The sequence below is a fragment of the Rummeliibacillus pycnus genome (genome assembly GCF_044359855.1).
Classification (GTDB): domain Bacteria; phylum Bacillota; class Bacilli; order Bacillales_A; family Planococcaceae; genus Rummeliibacillus; species Rummeliibacillus pycnus_A.
This window is the reverse complement of the sequence record NZ_CP132291.1, coordinates 3,264,771-3,289,319: the sequence shown is the minus strand read 5'-3', so window position 1 is coordinate 3,289,319 and position 24,549 is coordinate 3,264,771. Positions and strand designations below refer to the sequence as shown.

Sequence of the window (24,549 nt, the reverse complement as noted above, 5' to 3'; positions counted from 1 at the left end):
GACAATAGGCATTCAGAATGGTCTCATTCTGAATACCTTTTGGACCTTTTATAGATTTTTAGGTGTTCTATCGACTAATTGATAGATAGAACACTCTTTTAGTTCTTTTACGCATTTGACCAAGCGAAAAAAAGAAATTTCGTTAATTTTTTGGATATGCGAAATTTTTTTGAGAGGAAGGGGAACCCTTCCTCTCAAAAATAATAATTTCTTCAATCAAATATTTCTCAAAACCTCTTGACTGGAGCCAAAACGGAAATCAACTTACTCTATACCAAAGATATTAATAATATTTTAATAAAAAAAGACCGTAGACAAACTCGAAATTTCGAGTTTGTCTACGGTCAGGTATAAGGATGTACTTAATACCTTTTTTGATTTGTTTTTAGATATGAATAAAACTTGTAATTTGCGAAAGAATAGAAGATGTATCTTTTTGTAAAATTGTGCTTATTTGAGTTTTATATTCAGAATTGTGGACTAATTTTTTTGAAAAACTTTGAATACAATATAATACTAAATCTAGATTAAATTCACCTTGCGATTTACCATACCCCAGAATAAATAGTCTAATTAAAGTGAAGTTTACGCAAATAGAAGTAAACTTATCTAAAAGATATTTATTGTCCGGCATTTTAATTTGCTCATATATAGAATTTACTAAGTAGTTTTCTAGAATATAACCATATGTATCGGAGAAATTTTTATAATGTTTGTTGAGTGTTTCTTTGTAAATATTAACCGATTCTTCAGATAAGGAATTGTCTTTTATTTCAAAAGATTCTTTGATAGCTTGGACTAAATTGTTGTATCTACTAGATGTTGTTTCATAATTAAGTAATGGTAATGCGAATAGTAATTGAGTAGAATGTAGGACTTTAATATTCGAGAAAGCTTTCTCGAGTGAATTATCTTTTAAATAATTACTATATCTAGAGATTAATGTGTCCACATTTGATGTATTGATCTGTTCCAATTCTGAGTATTTTTGAATAAACATCGAAATAAGTAATAATCTGGTTTCTAAAGAATAATTACGATTTTGCAAAGTATCAATCATAAAAATTCGTATTTTCCAAAATATTTCATTTTCTTCAGGGGTATGCATAATCTTTTGATTCGGTTTAATTGATTCAATTGCTTCTTCTTCAACAAAATCTATCCCATTGGGGCGATTCAACATTACCCGTGCTGCCTCTGGACAAGAAAGTGTTAAAGATTTTTCAACTACGCTATTAACTTCATGGATTAATCTTGGATAAATTTTGCAAGTATTACATAAAGCTTGTTCGCCTAGTTCTTTTTGTACCCCACATAGTCCTTCTTCAGTTAACATTGAACATTTATTTTCTTCATCAAGTTTAAAGTAACCGTAGTTAGCTTCAATAGCATCCTGTTTTTTATTTCGAAGAATACTTTTTTGTAAGTCATTTTTTATAGCTGAGCTTCTTTCGTTTTTATATGACTTAAATGATTTTTTATCAATATCAATTCTCCAACCACCACAACATGTATCTTCACATGAACCACCGATACATTTAAATTCATTATAATAAGTAGGAATTAAATGATGTTTTAATTTTTGTGTCATTTAAAAAGACTCCTTTCATTAAGAATATTGTATCATATAATCTATTATTAATTACGGTACAAAAACACTATTATGTATAGTGTTTTATTACAAAAGGTACAGTCAATAATTACAATTGGGTGAATTATGATATTCTTAAAAATTAATATTTGAAATAATATTTGTTTAATTACAGTTGACTTTTAAAATTTGATGCCTATCTATTCGGTAGAATTTTTTTCTAAAATAATAGACAAAGTCGAAAAAATTGACTTTGTCTACAGTCTGAAACACCTTTAAATAGAAGGTACTTTTAAGCTTGTGAGTCAAAATGCGTTTGCTGCATTTTACTGCCACGCGCTTCTGTTTTGGAGTAATTAATCTGATCAGGTTGTGGTCTTAGTAAATCTAATGTCATATTCACGAATTGTAGTGATTGGAAAATCATTTTTTGATTTAAATCGTTTTGTTTTTTTAAAGATTCGATAGTAAGTAATAGTCTTTTTCTTACTTCGTCTACCTTTGCCTTTTCTTCATGCGTATCAGCTGCTTCCATTACATCGGCAACTGTAGCTTGGCCAGATAGAGCAATCCCCTTAGCTCCTAGGTAATCCGTTACCATCTTCTGGCGTTGTTGCTCGAGCTGTGAAATCGCAGCTACATGCGCTTGCTCATCCTTGAGCATTTGATCGAGTCCAGCCATGTCTCCAACTTTAATCAGCTCTGTTTTGTGGTACGCAAGCTTGAGCAGACTCTTATGCATTTTTTCGAGTTTATCCATGATGGATAGTAGTGGATCAATCGACATGTCTTATACTCCTTTTTCTTATCGGCGGTGATATTTCAAGATATCTGATGCAAGCTTTTGCGCATCTACTTTATAATTACCAGATTGGACCTGTTCTTTAAGTTGCTGAACACGCTCAGCTCTTTCATCAGCAAAACTTTTAATCCCTTGAAGGTCCTTTGCAGCTGAAGAAATTTCTAGTTGGTCTGTTACATTAAGTGTGTTTTTCTTTACTTGCTCTGTTTTCAGCGATTGGTTTTGATAAGGGTTTACCTTATTTACACCGTAGTTATAGATTTTCATCTCTATGACCTCCTCTCATTCGTTCCTTGTCTACACATTATTTCGGATAAGTTTAAGTTAAGTTAAGCAAAATAGAAGAAAAGCGAAAGACATACTAGTGATTAAAAATCGTAATAGTGCTTTTTTCCTTTCAAAAATAAATCTCCATGCAAATACTATGCATGGAGACTTAGGACTTTTATTTTTTTCGACGTTCGGCTAAATATGTTGCTTTGTTATTTTCTTCTATATTCTTTCGGAATTCGCGTCCCGCTTCGAATTTATTTAGATTCGATTTCAGCTCTTCGGTACAATCATCACATAATTTCCCTTGATTAGTTAGGTGACCACAGTTATCACATGGATAGCCTAAGTTAGGAAATAGGGCAGGTTGTAATCTATTTTTTCGTACCCATTTATATAATAGTTCTTTTTCTACTCCTGTTGCTTCAACAATTCGATCTACTGTAGCTGCACGGTTCTCTCTTCTACGCAAAAAGCGGTACACAACTTCGTACATTTGCTCTTCTTCTTGAGCACATTTCGGGCAAACTTCTCTAACACCAGTATAGTTATAGAAACTTCCACATTTCGGACAATTTCGTAACTCCCCCATTTATAGTACCTCCATCTCTATTTTCATTTACGTATATTCATATTGTCGACATAATGAAGCAATATTTTATAAGTGTAATATCAGTAAACTTTTTTCTGATTACATCATAACAAATATATAGGACCTTGGATACTTAATGTGTGAGTTTCAGTGTTTTTTTCGGGTACTTTTCATTACTCTATTTATCATTACTGTTTGTTGTATCTATCCTTGAATTAGTGTAAAGGCTGTAACCTTTTTGGCACCTGCTTCTAGTAATAATGATTTCGCATGTTTTAGTGTGGTACCTGTTGTCACTATATCGTCTACTAATATATAGTGTACAGCTTCGATTATGGAATGCGGTTTCAGATTGAAAAGTTGCTCTGATTGTTCCCTCTCTACTTTCGATTTACTTGATTGAGTGATCGGCGACTTTTTCTCAAGCAAATGTGTATAGGGGATATTCGCTGCATTAAGTATTTCATCGATATGCGCAAATGTACGTTGTTTTAATTTTTCGGGATGCATCGGAATTGGTACGATAATTGCTTGTTTATCCCTTAAGTAGTTGTGAATTTGTGCACAGAAAACTTCGGACAATACAACATCCTTAAAAAATTTATATTGATGTAGGAAGTCCTTCATCGATTCGTTATAGTGATAAAGCGCTGTGACATCCTCATATTTTTGCTGCTCGAGTGTTACACGTTCAAATTTCTGCATGCATTTTTCGCAAATAACTGGTTCAACGATTTGGGTAAGAAGTCTGCTCCAAGTGAGTTTATTTTGGAGTTGCGTGCTGCATAGATAGCAATGTGTCACAACTTTTGTTGCTACTCTATCTAGGTTTCTGCTAGTCAGCATTATGTCAGCACCTCCATTTGATTAAGTTTTATGATCTCTTTCCGTGCCCCATCCATTTCAAGCGTAATGCCATGGTGAAAAAATACTAAATCCCCTGTTGGGCAATCTGCCGAGCGCCCAACACGACCACCGATTTGAATTAGTGCGCTCACTGTGAAAATTCCACTTTCAGCTCCAACTACTGCTACTTGTACCTTTGGAATGGTGATTCCTCGTTCTAGAATTGTTGTTGTTAGAAGACCCGGAACCTTTTTCTCACGAAGTGCGAGTACCTTTTCTTTGCGATCAGGATCCTCTGCGTGAACCGCTTCAATTTGTGGATGCAATTTTTGAAATAGCGGTATTGCTTTCTCCATTAGCTCGATTGTTGGGAAAAATATGAGAAACGGCTCTTTGTTGGTGAGCCGGGTGTTTGTCCAATCCTGCAATTTTTTTGGAATCTTTCCTTTAGTAATATGTTTTTGGTAATTAAAAAGTGTGGCATAGCGTGGCACCGGTAGATGGTGACCATGAAATCTTCTAGGAATAAAAGAATATCCACCCATTACTTTCTTTACTTTTTCAATTAATTCATCAGATGGAGTTGCAGTTACAAATAATATTGGTGCTTCTTTTTTCTTCGCTTTATTAACAGCTTGTTGCAACGTTTCGTCAAATGTATATGGGAAGGCATCTGCTTCATCGACAATGACGATATCAAATGCTTCTTCAAATCGATAAAGCTGATGAGTCGTTGCAATAATTAGTGGAGAATAGCGTTTTTCAACCGTCGCTCCACCATATAATGCTTGCACAAAAGTATTTGGAAATACTTTTTGAATACGTGGAGCAAGTTCGAGCACAACATCCGTTCGCGGTGTCGCTACACAGACTCGTTTTTTTTGCTTTAGACTTTCTGCTATTGCAGGGAAAAGTATTTCGGTTTTCCCTGCTCCGCATACTGCATGGGTCAAATGGGATCGATTCATTTTGACACTTTCTATTAATTCCTCTGAAGCCTTCTTTTGTTGAGGTGTGAATGTGCCATTCCATTGAAAAATGCAAGAACTGTTGAATCTTGTATGGTTCGGTAGAATTAGTTTGGACTGCGGCCCTGACCATATCATCAAATCTGAACAACTGCTCACTCTCCCCATGTTGATACAATGTCGGCAATATACACAAATCCGCTCGCAATTGGCACAATTAAAAAACGCAAAAAATTCTGCATTCTGATTTTGACAGCGATTGCAAATATATTTGTTATTCGGGAATAGCTTTTTAGTTAAGTTGATTGATTGTACACCTGGAATCGTTTGAATGTATCCCATTTGTATATGTTTGTTGATAGTTTCTTCCATGAATGGAGAATGATCACGAAGCCATAACCGACCTGTTAGAAAGTCACGAAGTTGAAAGTTAATAAGATTATGTTGGAAAGAAAGTTTATGGGGTAATTTTGTTTTGTTTAGTGTAAAGTGCAATTGTTTCCTCCAAATTCTGGGGTTGGATTGGGTTTAGTTTACAGATTCTGGAGTGATATTGCAAGTTGCTTTTATAGGATGACTTTCTTGAACTTATTAGAGCAAAAGATTAATTGCTCTTATTGTTCGCGAATGGAGCCTGTGTCATATTACTCTAGATTCTGCCGCGGATAATGGAAAGACCATTTATATTCTTTTTTTATAGATTAGTGGTACTAGAATTTTTTTCATACTACTCTCTGCATTCAGGAAAAATAATACTTGCGTAATTGGGTGAAATACTTGCGACTTCGGCCAAATTACTTGCAACTTTTGAAATTGTATTCGCATTCTCAGCAAATTACGTCCGAAACCAATGAAAACTACTAAATTCTCCTATTATTCGCGGCTGTATTTTAGGTCATATTATTTTAATCCTGCCGCGGACGATGAAGACATTAGGGATCTTTTTTTACTTGCGCTTTTTATCTGTTTACTTGCGAAAATGACTGTTTTACTTGCGACTTTTGAAATTGTATTCGCGTTCTCAGCAATTTACGTCTTCAAAACCCGTGAAATGACTAAATGCTCTCATTATTCCCGACAATATTTCAATCTATTATCCATAATCTTGTCGCAAAAAAAATCTCACCAAGAAATCTGGTGAGATACATTTTTCATATAAACCTATTTTCTATACCATCCAAGTCCCATAGAACCTTCACCTAGGTGGGTACCGATGACTGGGCCGAAGTAGCTTAGTTCGAAGTGTACAGTCGGATATTTTTCACTAAGCGTAGCTAGCCATTCTTTTCCTTCAGCTTCACAGTTTCCATGGATAACAACTGCTTCGATATTTGGATGTACTGCTACGTCTTCACCTAATAAATCTTCAACTCGTTTTAGAGCGCGTTTACGTGTGCGAATTTTTTCAAATGGTACGATAACTTTGTCTTGGAAATGCAGTAGAGGTTTGACTTGAAGCAAGCCCCCAATCAATGCAGATGCAGCAGAAAGTCGTCCACCTCGTTGCAAATGCGATAGATCATCTACCATAAAGTATGCGCGAATTGTTTTTTTCATCTCATCTAGTTTATCGATGATTTCTTTTGCTGAAGCGCCAGCTTGAGCCATTTTCCCTGCTTCTATTACATAGAAACCTTGGACTGCACAAGCAATTTCACTGTCAAATCCGTAGACGTCGATACCATCGACCATTTCTCCAGCTTGGACTGCTCCCTGATATGTACCACTAATACCGCTTGATAAATGAATCGTTACAATTTCATCATAGTCTTTTGCTAGCTTTTCAAATAAAGTAACAAACTCGCCAATCGGTGGCTGTGAGGTTTTAGGAAGCTCTTTTGCGACCCTGACTTTATTATAAAAAGTAGTAACATCTATATCGACGCCTTCAGCATATGATTCTTGATCGAAAGTTACACTAAGAGGTACAACTTGTATGTTGTATTGTTGTTGTTCAGCTTCGGACAAATAGGCTGTACTATCTGTTACAATTGCTGTTCTCATAAACGAATTTCACTCTCCTAACTAATTTATTCATTTTATAATATATTTCTATCAATGTTAAATAAAAAATATTCTTATTTTCTATTTTAGGTCAAATTTCAATAAAGTGAAACTTCCATCAGTGGGGATTTTCTTCATCCCCTACATATCTTCTTCACTTCTCTCTCAATCTTGCGGTGGGGGTCTTACTGTCCGTTAATACGGGATAAAAAAGAATGCAAAGGTAAACCCCTTGCATCCTCTTAATAAATTACCTATTCTTTTGTTCCCATTACATAAATTGCTGAAATAACCCATTTACCATTTTCTTTGACCATTACTGATACCTGATTTGTCGGTTGAGAAAATGAGTTGTTATCTTGTTTCATAAAAACTTTGACATTTGCAAATACCTCTGCATAATCTTGTTTGTATTTTTTGATTGTTACATTTTTGGCTATTCGTTTTGCGTCATAATCTTTGAAGACTTGTTTTGCATAATCAATGTCTTCTTGGCGATTGAAGCCTTTTGGTTTTTCAGAAATTGTTGCTGCGTAACGATTAATGTCTTTAGCGTTGAATGCATCTATATTTTCGTTGAAAGCAGCAATGATTGCTTTCTTTTCTTCATTCGGAATAGATTTTGCTTCTTCGACTTTACCATCTGAATTTATTTCGAAGCCTACTTGGTCATCCTTATTGGAAGTAGATGAATCGGGTGATGTTTGTTCTTTGCTAGATTTTGTCGAATCTTGTGTAGATTCTGCATTGCTTTGTTGTGTATCTGGTATACCATGATTAATCGAATTATTTTGTGATGTATAATCGCTATCTTTTGTAGAACCAGAACTACTTTCTTTAGCACTTTCATTGTTTCCACAAGCTGCTAACATTAAAGCACAAATCCCGACAAGTGCTAACTTTTTAAAAACCATTTAAACCCCTCCTACATTCTTCTTGGGATTAGAATACCCAAATTTCTAAATATTCATAATGTCTGTAATCTCAATAATTATTAAGACGTAATCGCTATAGATAAGTTTCTAATATGTACCGCTTATGCCGTTTTTAGAATTCTTGTAAGACATACTCAATTAGTATAATCCAGAATCTATTTATATGTCATTTAAAGTTACTTTCTAGTAGAACATGTCATTATTTTGCCATTTTTAATTTGGACTATATTAAACTACACTGTTGATAAACGTGAAAATGGCTTTGTTTTCCGTGGGCAAACCGTTGATCCCACTCGCTGTGCTAGCTTCGTCGCAGAAAAATTTCGCGGTGAGGTCTCTCTGATTCGCTTTCCCGCAGGAGTCTACGTATTTCCACCTCAGATTTCACTTATATAAGTCAACAACGAAGAAAATTACCAGCACTTTAATATTAAACATTTTTCCACTATCTAAATAGTGAAAAAGGCTAGAGCAACTGTTGTATTCCCAGTCACCCTAGCCTTATACGAATTCGTTTATTACTAATCTTTTATGATTATCGAACTTCTACCCAGCCGTTTTTAATCGCTGTTACAACTGCTTGTGTACGGTCGTTTACATTCATTTTTTGAAGAATGCTTGATACGTGATTTTTTACGGTTTTTTCAGAGATGTATAATGTTTCACCGATTGCTCTGTTACTTTGTCCATCCGTTAAAAGTTGAAGAACTTCACATTCACGTTTTGTAAGTAGGTGGAAAGGTCGGCGAATCTCTGTTTGATGGAAAGATCCTTTGTTTTCACGTTCACTTAAACGGCGATATTCTGCTACTAAATTACGTGTTACCTTTGGATGTAGGTATGAACCACCAGATGCTACAATTTTAATGGCATCGACGATTTCATCTGCATCCATTTCTTTTAACATATAGCCAAGTGCACCAGATTTTAATGCATGTGAAACATATGATTCATCATCATGGATAGAAAGCATAATCACTTTTGCATCAGGATACTTTTCTAATAGATCTGAAGTAGCTTCGACACCATTCTTTTGCGGCATATTGATATCCATTAATACCACATCTGGTTGGAATTCTTCATATAGATTAACGACATCTACACCGTCATCGCCTTCTGCTACTACATCAAAAGTATCTTCAAAATCTAAAATTCGTTTAACACCTTCACGGAATAATTGGTGATCATCTACAATAATAATTTTTGTCATTAATATTTCCTCCTAAAATTGGTCCCTTATTTTTTCTCATCTTGATTTACGGGGATTTTAAACATAATTCGTGTACCTTGTTTTTCAGCAGATGTTAAATTCATATCTCCGTTTAATAATTCGACTCTTTCACGCATACCGATTAATCCAAAGGAATTCTTTTTTACAATATTTGTATCGAACCCTATACCATTGTCCTTAATAGTAATATTGAAGTGTTCTTTTCGCCACTCAAAGTTTATCCATATATCGCGTGATTTACCATGTTTAAGTGAATTATTGACACATTCCTGAACCAATCTGAAGACAGCAACCTCATAATTTGTACCTATACGGACTTGTTCACCTATCGAATTAAAATGAACTATAGTTCCTTCGTTGTATTCTTCTACTGACTTCAAATATTTTTTCAAAGTTGGTACGATTCCTAAATCATCTAGTGCCATAGGTCGCAAATCATAGATAATACGTCGAACTTCATGTAACGCATCTCGTACCATATCTTTTAGTGATGATAATTCCTTTATAGCTTGTTCAACACCACGCTCTTCATATGTGCGATTGATTAAATCTGTACGTAATAATACATTCGCGAGCATTTGAGCAGGGCCATCATGTATTTCTCTTGAGATACGTTTTCTTTCTTCTTCCGTTGCCTCAATGATTTTAATCGTATAATCTTCTTTCATCTTAGCATTCTCAAGTGCTGGACCAATATGCTTAAGATCGAACGTTAAATAGTTTAAAACAACATTTACTTGGTTTACTAAATGATCCGCTCTTTCAATTGTATCAAGTAGACTGCGCATTCGTCTTTCTAAATCATCTCGTTTTTCTCGTAATTGTTTTTCTTCAGCTTGAAGAATTGAATAGCGAATTTGTATTTTATTTGCTTGATCGTAGGCTTTGTGAATTTCTTCTTCCGAAAATATTTTAAAATTCTTTGATACTTCTGCTAAACGACTTCTTGAAAGTCTTGACTTAGCTTCGAGTACATCATTTTCGGATATTACATTCTCTATGTTAGAACGAACTTCTTCTAGTTCAAGTTTCATCTCTTCAAATGTTCTTCGGCTTTGTTCACTGATCGTAAAGATGTCATTTTTCGATTCATCAATCATTTTAACCATTCGATTGAAAACCAAATCTAATGATTTCAAATCAACTTTATCATTTAACATTTACATCACCCTTACATTTTGTGCTACATTTAAAATAAATAATACACTATTGAATCAATTTCATAAATCCATTTTCGGTTAAATACGAACATTTCAACATCTCAGCTCAAGCTTTTTCCGTAGGACTAGTAACCTCATTGAATTAGCATCGCACAAAGAAAATGCGAATACATTTCGAGAACTCGCCGTCGAAAGCGTTGCAATGAACAAAATTGGATATCACTAAAAACGTTCGTATATTTCGTATAAATCTTGCATTATGGAATTGATTTTATTAAATAAATATCAAACCTACACCTTTCCTACTGTACCCCAGTCATTATTATATCATTAGTCAGTCCTATGACTATTAATTTTTGATGTCAAGAAGATGTCAAAGGTTTCATTAGGGAATACCTATTTAATGAGGAGTGTAACATGCGAAAAAATTATTTAACACTAAAAAGTACTGAAACCAGTGAAATAGTAATATCCAAATCCAGATTTATCGCTAACTGCAAAAGAGTGGAATCCGAACAAGAAGCTATAGAATTTATTCAATCCATAAAAAAAGAACATTCCTCGGCTACTCATAATTGTTCTGCATACCTAATTGGAGAACACGACCAAATCCAGAAAGCAAATGATGATGGTGAACCAAGTGGAACAGCTGGAGTGCCCATTTTAGAAGTGCTAAAAAAACAACATTTACAGGATACTGTAGTTGTTATCACTCGATACTTCGGGGGCATTAAATTAGGTGCAGGAGGATTAGTCCGTGCTTATGGTAAGGCCACTACATCTGGAATTGATGCTTCTGGTATTGTTGAACGTAGAGTCCATCATCTTATGAAGATTGATGTCGAATATGTTTGGTTAGGGAAACTTGAAAATGAAATTCGAAACTCTTCCTATATTATAAGGGACATAAACTATGCAGGTCATGTGGAAATTTATGTCTTTGTTCCAAAAGAGGAAGACTCTAAGTTCATGGAATGGCTTACCGAAATAACAAATGGGCAAGCTATTATTACATGTGTCGACAAGATATTTCTGGAATTTGACAGAATATAACCTAAATTTCATTTTACTGATTTAATTCCTCATAGTATAATTAAATTCGTTGCACAAAAAGCGGAAACTTTATTTTTGTGTTAGCGTCAATACAACATGTAGATTAGTATTCCTAATTTAGAGGAGATTATATATGACAAATTCAAGAGTACAGGCAAAAAAGGAGAGAAAAGTACCTAAGAAAAAGAAGAAGCATTTGTTTTTAAAAATCTTTTTAATATTGATTTCTTTAATGATTGTTTCTACTGGAGCTTATGCTTTCTACCTATATAAGCAAGGCGAAAAAGCTGCAAATAAAGCTTTCGATAAAAATAATACACGCGTTAAATCCGAATTAAGGGATGCAAAAGTTGAGCCTTTAAAAGACAATATTTCCATTTTATTTGTTGGGATCGATGATAGTGAAAAGAGGGAACAAGGTTCTGACCACTCACGCTCAGATTCTCTTATGCTTGCAACATTAAACAACAAAGATAAATCTGTAAAATTATTAAGTATTCCTCGAGATTCATATGTGTATATTCCTTATGTAGGTCATTATGATAAAATTACACACGCTCACGCGTTCGGTGGCACTCAAGCGACAATTGATACAGTTGAAAATCTACTAAACGTTCCAGTAGATTATTATTATCGTTTAAACTTCGACTCTTTTATCCAAATTGTAGATGCACTTGGCGGAATCGAAGTAAATGTACCGTATGCAATGCATGAACTTGATGAAAATGATAAACGTACAGTTAACTTAAAACCAGGAATGCAAACATTAAATGGTCGAGAAGCATTAGCTCTTGCACGTACACGCCATCAAGATAATGACATTAAACGTGGCGAACGCCAACAAATGATTTTAGAAGCCATTATTAAAAAAGCTTCTTCTATTACATCACTTACAAAATACGATGATATTTTAGCTGCTGTAGGTAACAATATGAAAACCAACATGACATTCGGTGAGATGAAATCACTTGCTGCTTACTTAAAGAACGGTATGCCAAAAGTCGATTCCCTATCTTTAAAAGGTTATGATGATATGTCAACTGGTATTTACTATTACAAGCTAGATAACAATAATCTTGCAGAGGTTAAACAAACACTGCAAAAACATTTAGGTCTTACAGCAAACGAAATTAACAAATCAAAAACAAATCCGAATAATAACTCAACAACGAACACGAATAACAATACAACAAACACCAATAGTAATGGATATGGATCAGATTATAAATCAGGTTCAAGTAGTAACTATAGCGGCTCTGGTTCTGGTAGCAACTATAACTCAAATTACAGTTCGAATAATAACTCGAACAATAACCAATAATAAAAAGGCATCTAACAGCTTTTGCTGATAGATGCCTTTGTTTTTATTTGTATGTGAGACTGATTGACCCGTAGGTGTGAGATGATCTCGTTCTTTCAAATTGTATTTGAATAAGATATTTCTCCATTTATCCGTGGTACCGCTTTTCTATTCTTTCACGAATAATAAAATCCTTACGATCTATTCGGTTCTTTATAAGTTTGAATTACGACTCATTTTTGAGTGAAATTTATTTTCGGACATATTATTAAATTGCAGGGGAAATTTACTTGCGAATTCTACCATTTTACTTGCGATTTCCGATGATATATTTGCGACTTTGACCAGTTTACTTGCTACTTTTTATATTGCATTTGCGTCCTCAACAATTTATATCCCTATGCAAGTACAACATTATAAATACTACAATACTAAATTTCATTTATAAATAAAAAAGAGTGACACTAAAAGATCGTTATCTAAGGATCTTTTAGTTCACTCTGATTGTTATATAGTTTTATTTCTTCCGTACTAAGTTTAACAATGGGCGATAATTGTTTCCTGCTAGTCCTATCACTTCAACGAATAACTCGATTGATATTAATATTACTGTGATTAGAAGGATAGCTCCCCAAAGTTTTGCCATTGAGAAGATGATTGCTGCTAAACCGAACATTGCAGCAATACCATAAATGATTAATACAGTTTGGCGGTGTGTAAAGCCAATACTCATCAAACGGTGATGCAAGTGAGATTTATCTGGGCTAAATGGTGGTTGTTTGTTTATCAAACGACGCAAAATAGCAAAGAATGTATCTGAAATTGGAACACCTAACATAATAATAGGAATTACTAAAGAAAAAAACGTTACGTTTTTAAATCCGAGTAATGCTAAAACAGAAATCATAAATCCGAGGAATAATGCCCCGGTGTCACCCATGAAAATTTTCGCAGGGTGGAAATTATAGAATAAGAAACCACATGTACTAGCTGCAAGGATTAATGCCATTGCAAGTACAAATGTGTTACTCATTATGAACGCCATGCCAGCAAGCGTGATCAATGAAATTGTTGAAACACCAGCTGCAAGGCCATCTAATCCATCTATTAAGTTAATCGCATTCGTAATACCAATTATCCAAATTAAAGTTAATGGAATACTTAAGTAACCGAAATTCAATTCGCCATCGAATGGTAAATTAATAGAATCAATTCGAACATCACCAAAGAAAATAACGATTACAGCGGCAATTGTTTGCCCAATCAATTTTGCTTTTGGAGAGATTTCAAGCATATCATCAAGGACGCCTGTCACAATAATAACAAAGCTTCCAATTAAGATTGCAATCATTGATTCATCCATAGGGCGTGCAACAACTACACCTATAAGAAATGCTAGGAAGATAGCTAATCCGCCTAATCGAGGCATAATATGGGCATGCACTTTACGATAATTTGGTTTATCGACGGCACCAATACGGTATGCGAGTCGTTTAACAAGCGGAGTCAAAAGAATTGAAGCGACAAAGGCTACAACTAATGCTAGGTAATTCATATTACCCGTCCTCCTTATAAACTCTACATATATTAATAAATGCGCAATAAAAAACGCATTCAAATGCTAGTCATCATCGAATACAAGAAGTATTATAGCACGATTTCAGGAAAATAACACTCTGTTTCAATTAATTTCTTAGCATATTACTATGTTCGTACTTTTTCTTTATCCTCTACTATGACGTATTTAAGACTTAAATTGTTTCAAGTTCATTAGAAATCTCCTGGCAAATCAGCCAGGAGATCATAAATCATTTTTAGTATGTATCCATTCCCTTGAATTTTCAATCACTTTAGTTTTACGACAAGCTGAATTTCTCAGTTGATGTGTGCATACCATGAGTTTGCTTATGTAAGTCATCCATTAAAACTGAAAACTATTTAACAGTAGATTTATTTTCCAAAGAAATTTGGTTTGTATGTTCAATATGTGGAGTTCTACTTGTTATCGTATGGTTTAGATGTTCAATAAATTCTATTGTATTTGTTTTTTCTTCCTTAGCTACGTGATTTCTTTTCTTGAACTAAATCAAGTTTATCGATTATTTTTTCATATGAATCATAAAAAGAGTTTAGTTGTCTCCGTTTCGCAATGATATATTGTCCCATTGAAACCTGTAAAAATTCTCTTCAGCAACAATCTATCATAAAGATAAAGTTCTTTATATGAATCTACAAACTCTTAATAATCCTTTATACCCCCTTAATAATCAGTTTGTTCATAATTTTCTTTTATTTTAGAATATTATGCCCTTTTAGTATAAGTTTTCACTTTTTCATCACAATTTGAGGTTCCATTCTTGACATATTCATGTTAATCTATTCAAGTAACTTTTTACAACCGTTGTAATTAGAATTTTCAGATAACAACGAATATTTAATCACTTTTATAATTAGCGTTCTAATTTCATAAAATCTTTCAGAGATTATACGCAAGTACATTTTAAAGGAGTCTTCTTTATGCAGAATCAAAATCTTCCTCTGTGGGAAAAAGTGTCGGTTGGGTTCATGCTTTTTGCATTGTTCCTGGGTGCCGGAAACATTATCTTCCCTCCACAATTAGGACAAGAATCCGGCGAACACTTTGCTGTTGCTATAATTGGTTTCTTAATTACTGGTGTCGGTCTTCCATTATTAGGTGTTATCACCGTTGCAAAATCTGGTGGTGAACTTCAAGATATGGCTGGTCGTATTAGCCCGGCATTCGGTATTATCTTCACATCAATTATTTATCTTGCAATTGGACCATTTTTTGCAATGCCACGAACTGGTACAGTTTCATTCGATTTAGGTGTTAAACCATATCTACATGGTGCTTTATTAGAAAGTAGCTGGCCATTAGTTATTTTCTCAATCCTTTTCTTCGGGATTACAATGTTCTTTGCATTGAACCCAAGTAAATTAATTGACCGTGTAGGTAAAATACTAACACCAGCACTATTAATCGTCATTGCTGCACTGGCAATTAAATCAATTGTTACTCCAATGGCTGGTCATGGTGAAGCAAAAGTTACAGTTGTAGCTGATTACTTACACAAAGCATTCTCTTCAGGATTCATCCAAGGTTATCAAACAATGGACTTCCTTGCTGCATTAATCTTCGGTATTGTAATCGTTGAGGCTCTAAAAGGTAAAAATATTACCCACCGTCCAACTGTTGTAAAAACAACAATCTTCGCAGCTTTTATTGCAGCTATTGGACTTGCTCTTGTTTATATCTCACTTGGATATATTGGATCATCCAGTGTTAAAACAATAGGTTTTATCGGTACTGGATCAGATGTTATTACAAAATCAGCTTATGTCTTATATGGTGACTTCGGGAATTATTTACTGACACTTGTAATTATGCTAGCATGTCTTACAACTTCAATTGGTTTAATGACTGCTTCATCTGAATTCTTCCATAAAATTATTCCAGCACTTTCATATAAAACATGGGTATGGATTTTCGCGATTTTCAGTACAGTCATTTCTAATTTTGGTCTTGAAAAAATGTTAGCTGTCTCAGGTCCTGTATTGAACATGATCTATCCATTAGCTATCGTACTAATGATATTAATTCTAGTTTCTAACCTATTCAATGATGCACGTCCTGTTTATATCGTTGCATTAATCTTCACTGGACTAGTTAGTATCTATGACGGATTAAAAGGTGCGAAAGTAATCGACATCAAAGCTTACGATGCTTTACTTAGTCATTTACCTCTATATTCATCAGGCATTGGCTGGTTAGTTCCAGCAATCATTGGTGCAATCATAGGTTATGTGATTACTATAGTTACGAAAAAAGAAAATTAGTTTGATTTAAAAAAGACGATTAGAGTGATTTACTCTAATCGTCTTTTTTGCTGAAATGAATGAAAAAGCCATCAGATATAGTGAAATAAATTAGAAATAACCCAAAAGCATGCTAAGTGTTGTTTACGACATTCATTGCGCCAACCTAATAATTTTCTGTTTAAGGTAAGCGTTTGCAACCATTTCCTAAAATAAATACATTTTTTGGTTCAACCACTTGAATTCATCTCGTTTTGTGATATATTTAATACGCAAATTAGATGAATTCACGAATTCGACACAAATATTAAAAGGGTGGCTATTATGGAAGGCTTTAAGATAATCTTCTTACTATTACTTATACTAATTGCTATTTTTGTTGTAATACCTGGTATTACATTCTTAGTTTTATATTTTATGGATCGAAACCAAAAACAACATGCAATTCTACGAAACTTCCCGGTTCTTGGTAGAATGCGCTATATTACAGAAAAAATCGGACCGGAACTTCGACAATATCTGTTCGACGATGACCATAAAGGGAAACCTTTTAGTCGTGAAGAGTTTTTACATGTCGTATTACCTGGGAAATACTTAGGAAATGTCATTGGATTTGGCTCAAAACGTAATTTTGAAGAAGCAGGATTCTACATTCGTAACGCTATGTTCACTAAACAAGTAGATGAAATGCGTGTCGACCAAAGTCAAACGGTTGAAACACAAAAATACGTGATTGATTCTGATGGATTGTTCAACCGTAAAGAACATAATGAAAAAGTAACCGTCAAACCTTGGTTATTACCAGAAGAAGATGCAGTTGTAATTGGTCAAAATTGTCGCGAACCATTCCACGTTCGTAGTTTAGTAGGACAATCAGCAATGAGTTACGGTGCATTAGGTAAAAATGCCATTTCAGCTTTATCTAAAGGTATTAGCATGGCTAAAGGTTCATGGATGAACACTGGTGAAGGTGGTGTTTCAGACCACCATTTAGCTGGTGGTGCTGATTTAATCGCGCAAATTGGTTCAGGTTTATTTGGATATCGTACAAAAGAAGGCGAATTTAGTTTTGAATTGTTAAAAGAAAAAGCTGCTATACCACAAGTAAAAGCTTTCGAATTAAAACTTGCCCAAGGTGCAAAAACTCGTGGTGGACATGTTGAAGCAGATAAAGTAACTGAAGAAATTGCAAAAATCCGTAATGTAGAACCACATAAAACAATCAATAGTCCAAACCGCTTCCGTCAATTTGATGATTTACCATCATTATTTGAGTTTATTGATAAAATTCGCGAAGCTGGTGGACTACCAGTTGGTATTAAAATTGTAATCGGTAGCCCTGAAGATGCAGAAAAACTTGCTTCATATATGAAAGAAACTGGCAAAGGGCCAGACTTTATCACAATTGATGGTGCTGAAGGTGGTACAGGTGCGACATTCCAAGACTTAGCAGATAGTGTTGGTCTTCCTATTCACTCAGGTCTTGTCCTTTTACATGATGCTCTTGTAAAACACGACGTTCGCGATCGCGTTAAAATTATCGCATCAGGTAAAATCATTACATCAGACCGAGCAGCTGTTATTCTTGGCTTAGGTGCTGACCTTATCAATGTTGCACGTGGCTTCATGATTTCCGTTGGATGTATTATGGCTCAACGTTGTCATACTAATGAGTGCCCAGCAGGTGTTGCAACAACGGATCCAAAATTACAAAACGGTCTAATTGTTGAAGAGAAAAAATATCGTGTAACCAACTACATTATCACAATGCGTGAGGGACTTTTCCGAGTAGCAGCTGCTGCTGGACTTGATTCCCCAACAAAATTCAACAGCGAACATATCGTCTACAAAGATGACTACGGCCGAGTGTTTACCGTTGAGAATTTGAAAGCAAAGTAGATAAATAGAATAATAGAAAAAGCGTGTCCCCTGAACTGCCCCGTAAATGTTAGACACTAACTAACATTTACGGGGTGTTTTTATGACTAAATTTACAATGGAGACAAAATTAAACGCAGTGAAACGTTATTTAAATGGAACTGAAAGTTATAAAAAGATTGCAGAAAGTATTGGTTCAACCAAATCTCAAGTTATCAACTGGGTAAAATTATTTGAGGCCCAAGGAATGAATGGTTTTGAAAAAGACTATACAGCTTACTCTGTTCAGTTTAAACTAGACGTACTTAATTTTATGAACGAAACAGGCGCTTCTCTTCGAGAAACAGCGAGTAATTTTAATATTTCTTCTCCAAGTACAGTTTATAAATGGGAATGGTTATTAAAAACACAGGGGCTGGATGCGCTAGAACCAAAGAAAAAGGGGCGCCCTCCAATGAAAAAAGAATCGAATAAGATGCAATCAAAAGTTGTAGTATCAGATGAAGGCTCGCTAGAGGCTTTACAAGCAAAGATAAAGCGTTTAGAAATGGAGAACGCCTACTTAAAAAAGTTAAATACTTTAGTTCAAATGCAAGAAAAATTACAAACAAAATCAAAGCGCAAGTAATAGTTGAACTAAAGCATAAATATGACGTTGTGGAGTTGGTTAAAGTCGCTGGCATTCCCCGTAGTACGTATTATTATTGGGAAAATCGATTAGATCAAACTGATAAATACGGACAAGTAAAAGAAGCAATTAAAATGATTTACCACGAACATAAAGGTCGTTATGGTTACCGTCGTATAGCTAAAGAATTGAAGAAATATGGTTATACTCACGATCCTAAAACAATTAATAGTCTAATGAATCAGATGGGCTTAAAATGTCTTGTACGTATAAAGAAATATCGTTCTTACAAAGGGACCGTTGGTCGAATCGCACCAAATCTATTACAACGTGATTTTAAGGCAAAGAAAATGAATGAAAAATGGGTAACAGACGTTACGGAATTTCATCTATTCGGAGAGAAACGTTATTTATCACCTGTGTTAGATTTGTGTAATGGTGAAATCATTGCGTATAAAGTGATGAGCCGTCCTGTTTATCGACTTGTTGGAGAGATGTTAGATCAAGCTATTAATCGTCTTCAACCAGGAGATCAAGTAATTCTACATTCCGGATGGCATTACCAAATGAAGAAGTATCAGAAGACCCTACAAGAACACCACATTACGCAGAGTATGTCCCGTAAGGGCAACTGTTTAGATAACGCCGTCATTGAAAATTTCTTTGGCTTGTTAAAATCTGAACTTCTTTATCTTCAGGATTTTGAGAGTATGGAACATTTTGAACAAGAACTACATGATTATATCGAGTATTATAATCACAAACGAATGAAGGCAAAATTAATAGACCTAAGTCCAGTAGAATATCGAACTCAGGTCTTAGAAGCTGCCTAAACTATTTGTCTAACTTTATTGGATCAGTTCACCCCCTTGTATTAAAGGGGGTTTTTTTAATTTGCACAGATTTGGAGTGATTTTTAGATGGTTGATTTGCTAGTGAAATTTACTTTCTTAGATTCGATTAATTTGCTGGTGAAATTTACTTGCGAACCTTGTCAACTTACTTGCGACTCCCCGTCATTTACTTTCGATATTAATCAATTTACTTGCTATGCTACTTTTTGAATTGTATTTGCATTCACAACATTTTACATCACCATGTCACCACTTCATCTCCTAACTCGCTCAATTAATCCTCCTTTGAGCACAATGGACAAAACAAAAAAAGACCGCTCTTAGCAGTCCTTTCCAATACTTTCTTCTATAATATTGTTTCCTGACTTAGCTCTTTCAGTGCAATGCGTTCGACTGCTTTTGCTACTGATTTGTGGACGTTTGGATCAAGTGGGTGTGGAACGAGATCACCGTTATGTGTTGCATCCACTATTGCATTTGCTGCGGCTAATAGCATTGGATATGTGATTCTTTTTGCATTTGCGTTTAATGCACCACGGAAAATACCCGGGAAACCAAGTACGTTGTTAACAAGGCGGCCATCTGCTGCATAGGCTGCTCCAGCTTTAAGTGCATCTTCAGGTGTAATTTCTGGGTATGGATTTGATAACGCTAGGATAATTTGTCCTTTGCGAATCATTTCAGGTTTTATCAGACCTTTTACACCTGTAGTAGCAATTACGATGTCACAGTGTTCCATTAATTCTTCAATGGAGTTCATGACTGTGCCGCCAAAGCTTCTTAATCGTACAAGAGCGCTTTCTTGCAAGTCGCTGCCGCATACTTCTTTTACTCCATATTCTAACAACATTCGGCTAATCGCAAGACCCGCTGCACCAAGACCGATTTGACCAACAACAGCATGTTTTATATCTACCCCAGCGTAACGGCATGCTGATAAAGCTGCCGCCAACGTTACAACTGCTGTACCATGCTGATCATCATGCATAACCGGGATTTGCAATTCTTTTGTCAAACGGTCTTCAATTTCGAAACAATGGGGAGATCCAATATCTTCTAATAAGATGCCACCGAAACCTTGAGCTATATGTTTCACTGTTTCCACTACTTCATCTGGATTACTTGTATCTAGCAAAATTGGAACACCGCTAATTTCAGCAAATTGGTCGAATAATACTGCTTTCCCTTCCATTACTGGCATACCAGCTACTGAACCAATGTTGCCTAAACCAAGGATGGCCGTACCATCTGTTACAATCGCCACTGTATTCCCGATACTTGTAAAATAATGTGCTTTTTCTGGGGAACGCTGGATTTCTTGGCAAACACTCGCTACACCTGGTGTATAAATACGACGTAAATCACTCAACGAACGAACATCGATTTTTCTAGTCATATGTATTTTTCCGCCTTCATGTGCTTTCATGACATCATCTGAAACAGCACGAACAGTAATATATTCAAGTTCATTAATAGCTTTAACGATATCTTCTAATTGAGCAAGGTTCTCACAAGTACAAGTAACGTCTCGAACCGTAGATAATGTTCCAATCTTTAGTGTCTTAATATCACCGATATCGCCACCTTGATCACCTATTGCTTTAGCGACTTTAGCTAAATTCCCTGGCTTTGATGGTGTTTCTACTATTAAATTGCGCATGATACTTTGAGTAGACATTCATTTTCCTCCGTCCTGGCTTTATCTTTGATAATTATGACTTTTCTGTGACCATTTGAATTTCATTCTACTACTATGCACTATAAAGGTAAATATTTATAATAAAAGGGGGGCGGAAAGTCATAATTATCTGTAAAATATACACCTGCATTAATTTCATTAATCTATTTTTTATTTTTAAATACAAATATTTCAAGACATTAACTTTTCACTATTCAGATTTGGATGTTCCTCTACAGAAAGGGCTTTCAACTCAAACTTTTCCCGTAGGACTCTGAATAACCTTAATGAAATAATATCGCACGATGGAAATGCGAATGCATTTTCGAGGTCTCACCGTCGAAAGCGTTGCAATGAACAAAATTGGCTATCATTATGTCGTATATTTTATAAGAGCTTTGCTTTATGAAATTGATTCACCTATCTTTGTTTTAAATTTTCTTTTTTCGGGTATGCTTGAGTTATAGTGGATTATGAATCAATTTATGGAAATTTTTATGTTTTTTCTATTCACTTCCTATTACTAATCGTTTATTTCAACATTGAAATATATTCTCTTTGCAACTCGGAATAATTAACCTCCTCAGCTCTACAGAGACCGCTAGCCGCCTTTGTTAGCGGTTCTTTGTTGTGCCCTAAAACACCATATTTCCTTTTTATACTTAACACCCATGTCCCTATTTCCATTTACAATTAATTTATATAGTCTCAATTACATATTCCCATCACTACCTAATATTCTTCCCATAATCTAATCAAAATATTTTGGCATCTTCTAGTAGCAATATGATGACTTTTAACTCAAAGTTTTATATCTATATACATTCCTCTGTGATAACTCAATTTTCTTTATGATCCATACTATTTTTAGTGTTTCAAACTATACGATTAAATATTCTGAAAATTATGTTTTAATATCAATTGGTTGCCTTTATACTATTTATATGGAATATTTTATAATAAATATTAACCTCAAGGATTAATGTAATAAGTAATCAATAAGTACTGTATAACAATATCTACATATTACTTTTATAAAGGAGTGGGAGCATGAAAATAAGTAGCATGATAAAATACTCAATCATTATTGCCATTGTACTTCTTGTGCTAAATGGTTTAAGTATTGGGTATTTGACGAAAAGTATATCCGAACAATCCAACGCCTTAAAAATTGATAAACAAGATGGATCTATCGGTGTGCGTCTGATGAAAAATATCGAAACCAAATCTTCTAATATTCGCACATACGCTGAATCGGGTTCAGATCGCTTTTTAAAGGCTTATGAGGATGAGGATCAGCAATCACTTGACACCGATAAAACAATCAAGCAGCTTAAGCGTGACCACTTACCTGAAGATACGTTAGCACTTGCTGAATATGCGCTTCAACAGTCTACCCATCTAAAACCAATAGAAGAAGAAACTATTGCCCTCATTAAAAAAGGTGAATATGACAAAGCGAAAAAAACACTCTATGGAACAGAATATAGTTTACTTAAAGATAATGTTAGTAACACCATTGCCTCTTTTGATAATAAGCTTTCCGCTTGGACAAGCAATCAAGTAGAGCAAGCAAACTCACAAGTCAAAGTAAGCGTATGGATCATGGTCATATTGCTTATGCTTTTACTTATAAATTTTATGACAATTCTTATTCTTTTATCTAGAAAAATTCGTCCACTATACAGTATGACCCATTTTGCAACAGAAATAGCAGAAGGAAACTTAACATTAGATTTATTAAAACATCGTTCTAAAGATGAAATTGGTCAACTAGCAGAAGCATTTAATCATATGTTCAGTAATTTAAAGAAAATGATTACAACTGTAACTCATACAAGTGAGCATTTAGCCGCTGCTTCCGAGGAGCTTTATGCAAGTACAGATCAAACAAATGCTGCTACTAAACAAGTAAGTGAAGAAATTGATCAACTTGCACATGATACGAATGTGCAAATGCAATATGTTTCTAATGGGACAAATTCAATGAATCTTGTTGCTAGTCAAATCCAATCTGTCGCAGCATCAGCAGCATCAGTAGCTCGATCTGCGGCAACAGCAACCGAAAAAACCGTTTCAGGTGGCACAAATCTTGAAACTTCCGTGAAGCATGTTAAAGCAATCCAAGGTTCGATAGTAGAAACCCAAACCTCTCTTTTGGAATTAGCAAATAGTTCTCAAAAGATAAACACAATGGTAACTGCTATCACGGAAATCTCTGAACAAACAAATTTACTTGCACTAAATGCAGCTATTGAAGCTGCACGTGCTGGTGAACACGGAAAAGGATTTGCAGTTGTTGCTGATGAAGTACGGAAATTAGCTGAAGAGTCCGCACGTTCAGCAAACGAAATACGTCAAACAACTGAGCATATTCATCAAAATATGAAGAATACTGTAGAGCAAATGGAAAATGTAAACGAGAAAGCCCAACTTGGATATGAAAGTATTCGAATTACAGGATCTGCATTCAAAGAGATTTACGAGACTTCTTTATCACTTTCAAATGAAATTCAAGAAGTATCGAATGTAACGGAAGCTATGGCTGTAGCATCTCAAGAAACTGTGGCTTCACTTGATCACGTAAATACCATTTCACAAGATACAACTGACAAAACACAACATATTGCTAGTCTTTCTGAAGAACAATATGCAATACTGGAAGAAATTACAGCATCTACTGAAGAATTAAGTAAAATGGCTGAGTCATTAAGCAATAGTATTCAAGTATTCAAATTATAAAGTGAAAATTCCATCAGTGGGGGGTTTTCTTCATCCCCACTAAAAAAGAACTCAGTTTAATTTCGCCACGTCCTGTGGCAACAACTGAGTGTCCAACATCCTGTTGGACCGAACCAATCGGGATTTTACGGGCAGTTATCCCCCTCCTACCTTCTTGCTTCTCTCTTAATCTTTGAGGTG

Annotated in this window: 18 protein-coding genes; 6 read left to right on the top strand and 12 right to left on the bottom strand. The window is 34.9% G+C overall.

Annotation, left to right across the window (positions count from 1 at the left end):
- Positions 1-385: 385 nt before the first annotated feature.
- The 10 genes from fliB to Q8X41_RS15985 form a co-directional block, all read right to left on the bottom strand.
- A complete protein-coding gene (fliB, locus tag Q8X41_RS16030; protein ID WP_397537241.1) occupies positions 386-1,591 on the bottom strand; it encodes a flagellin lysine-N-methylase in 1,206 nt (401 codons plus the stop codon).
- A gap of 292 nt (positions 1,592-1,883) precedes the next feature.
- Complete coding sequence (locus Q8X41_RS16025) at positions 1,884-2,378, bottom strand: flagellar protein FlgN (RefSeq protein WP_397537240.1); 495 nt, start codon at positions 2,376-2,378, stop codon at positions 1,884-1,886.
- Positions 2,379-2,396: 18 nt separating this feature from the next.
- Positions 2,397-2,660, bottom strand: a complete 264-nt coding sequence (gene flgM, locus Q8X41_RS16020; protein ID WP_397537239.1) for a flagellar biosynthesis anti-sigma factor FlgM — start codon at positions 2,658-2,660, stop codon at positions 2,397-2,399.
- Between the two features lie 178 nt (positions 2,661-2,838).
- A complete protein-coding gene (locus Q8X41_RS16015; protein WP_397537238.1) occupies positions 2,839-3,255 on the bottom strand; it encodes a TIGR03826 family flagellar region protein in 417 nt (138 codons plus the stop codon).
- Between the two features lie 204 nt (positions 3,256-3,459).
- Complete coding sequence (locus Q8X41_RS16010; RefSeq protein WP_397537237.1) at positions 3,460-4,101, bottom strand: ComF family protein; 642 nt, start codon at positions 4,099-4,101, stop codon at positions 3,460-3,462.
- Positions 4,101-5,441, bottom strand: a complete 1,341-nt coding sequence (locus tag Q8X41_RS16005; RefSeq protein ID WP_397540289.1) for a DEAD/DEAH box helicase — start codon at positions 5,439-5,441, stop codon at positions 4,101-4,103. Before Q8X41_RS16005 ends, Q8X41_RS16010 begins: the two co-directional genes overlap by 1 nt.
- 789 nt (positions 5,442-6,230) lie before the next feature.
- A complete protein-coding gene (locus Q8X41_RS16000; RefSeq protein WP_397537236.1) occupies positions 6,231-7,073 on the bottom strand; it encodes a DegV family protein in 843 nt (280 codons plus the stop codon).
- Positions 7,074-7,327: 254 nt separating this feature from the next.
- Entirely contained in the window at positions 7,328-7,987 is a 660-nt protein-coding gene (locus tag Q8X41_RS15995; RefSeq protein WP_397537235.1) for a nuclear transport factor 2 family protein, read from the bottom strand.
- A 556-nt stretch (positions 7,988-8,543) separates the two neighbouring features.
- Positions 8,544-9,218 carry a response regulator gene (locus Q8X41_RS15990; protein ID WP_397537234.1) on the bottom strand — a complete coding sequence of 225 codons (675 nt, stop codon included), beginning with the start codon at positions 9,216-9,218 and terminating at the stop codon, positions 8,544-8,546.
- A gap of 26 nt (positions 9,219-9,244) precedes the next feature.
- Positions 9,245-10,399, bottom strand: coding sequence for a sensor histidine kinase (locus Q8X41_RS15985; RefSeq protein WP_397537233.1), 1,155 nt, complete (start codon positions 10,397-10,399; stop codon positions 9,245-9,247).
- Between the two features lie 417 nt (positions 10,400-10,816).
- Here Q8X41_RS15985 and Q8X41_RS15980 point away from each other — a divergent pair, with 417 nt between their 5' ends.
- Positions 10,817-11,452: a YigZ family protein gene (locus tag Q8X41_RS15980; RefSeq protein WP_397537232.1), complete on the top strand. Its 636-nt coding sequence runs from the start codon at positions 10,817-10,819 to the stop codon at positions 11,450-11,452.
- 133 nt (positions 11,453-11,585) lie between these two features.
- Positions 11,586-12,773 (top strand): LCP family protein, encoded by a 1,188-nt coding sequence (locus Q8X41_RS15975; protein ID WP_397537231.1) that lies wholly within the window; start codon positions 11,586-11,588, stop codon positions 12,771-12,773.
- A 496-nt stretch (positions 12,774-13,269) separates the two neighbouring features.
- Here Q8X41_RS15975 and Q8X41_RS15970 read toward each other — a convergent pair whose 3' ends face one another.
- A complete protein-coding gene (locus tag Q8X41_RS15970) occupies positions 13,270-14,307 on the bottom strand; it encodes a glycosyltransferase family 4 protein (RefSeq protein WP_397537230.1) in 1,038 nt (345 codons plus the stop codon).
- 962 nt (positions 14,308-15,269) lie between these two features.
- Between Q8X41_RS15970 and brnQ the strand changes: the two genes are divergently transcribed.
- The 3 genes from brnQ to Q8X41_RS15955 all read left to right on the top strand — a co-directional run bounded on the left by brnQ (position 15,270) and on the right by Q8X41_RS15955 (position 19,928).
- A complete protein-coding gene (gene brnQ / locus Q8X41_RS15965; RefSeq protein ID WP_397537229.1) occupies positions 15,270-16,610 on the top strand; it encodes a branched-chain amino acid transport system II carrier protein in 1,341 nt (446 codons plus the stop codon).
- A 303-nt stretch (positions 16,611-16,913) separates the two neighbouring features.
- Complete coding sequence (locus Q8X41_RS15960) at positions 16,914-18,488, top strand: FMN-binding glutamate synthase family protein (RefSeq protein WP_397537228.1); 1,575 nt, start codon at positions 16,914-16,916, stop codon at positions 18,486-18,488.
- Between the two features lie 82 nt (positions 18,489-18,570).
- Positions 18,571-19,928 (top strand): IS3 family transposase gene (locus Q8X41_RS15955; protein ID WP_397537227.1). Its coding sequence is split into 2 segments (ribosomal slippage): positions 18,571-19,045 and positions 19,045-19,928, totalling 1,359 coding nucleotides; the frame shifts between segments, so codons are not numbered across the junction.
- Positions 19,929-20,295: 367 nt separating this feature from the next.
- Here the strand turns inward: Q8X41_RS15955 and Q8X41_RS15950 are convergent.
- Positions 20,296-21,627 (bottom strand): NAD-dependent malic enzyme, encoded by a 1,332-nt coding sequence (locus Q8X41_RS15950; RefSeq protein WP_397537226.1) that lies wholly within the window; start codon positions 21,625-21,627, stop codon positions 20,296-20,298.
- 1,050 nt (positions 21,628-22,677) lie between these two features.
- On the opposite strand from Q8X41_RS15950, the gene Q8X41_RS15945 reads away from it, so the two are divergent.
- Positions 22,678-24,369, top strand: coding sequence for a methyl-accepting chemotaxis protein (locus Q8X41_RS15945; protein WP_397537225.1), 1,692 nt, complete (start codon positions 22,678-22,680; stop codon positions 24,367-24,369).
- The last annotated feature ends 180 nt before the right edge of the window (positions 24,370-24,549 follow it).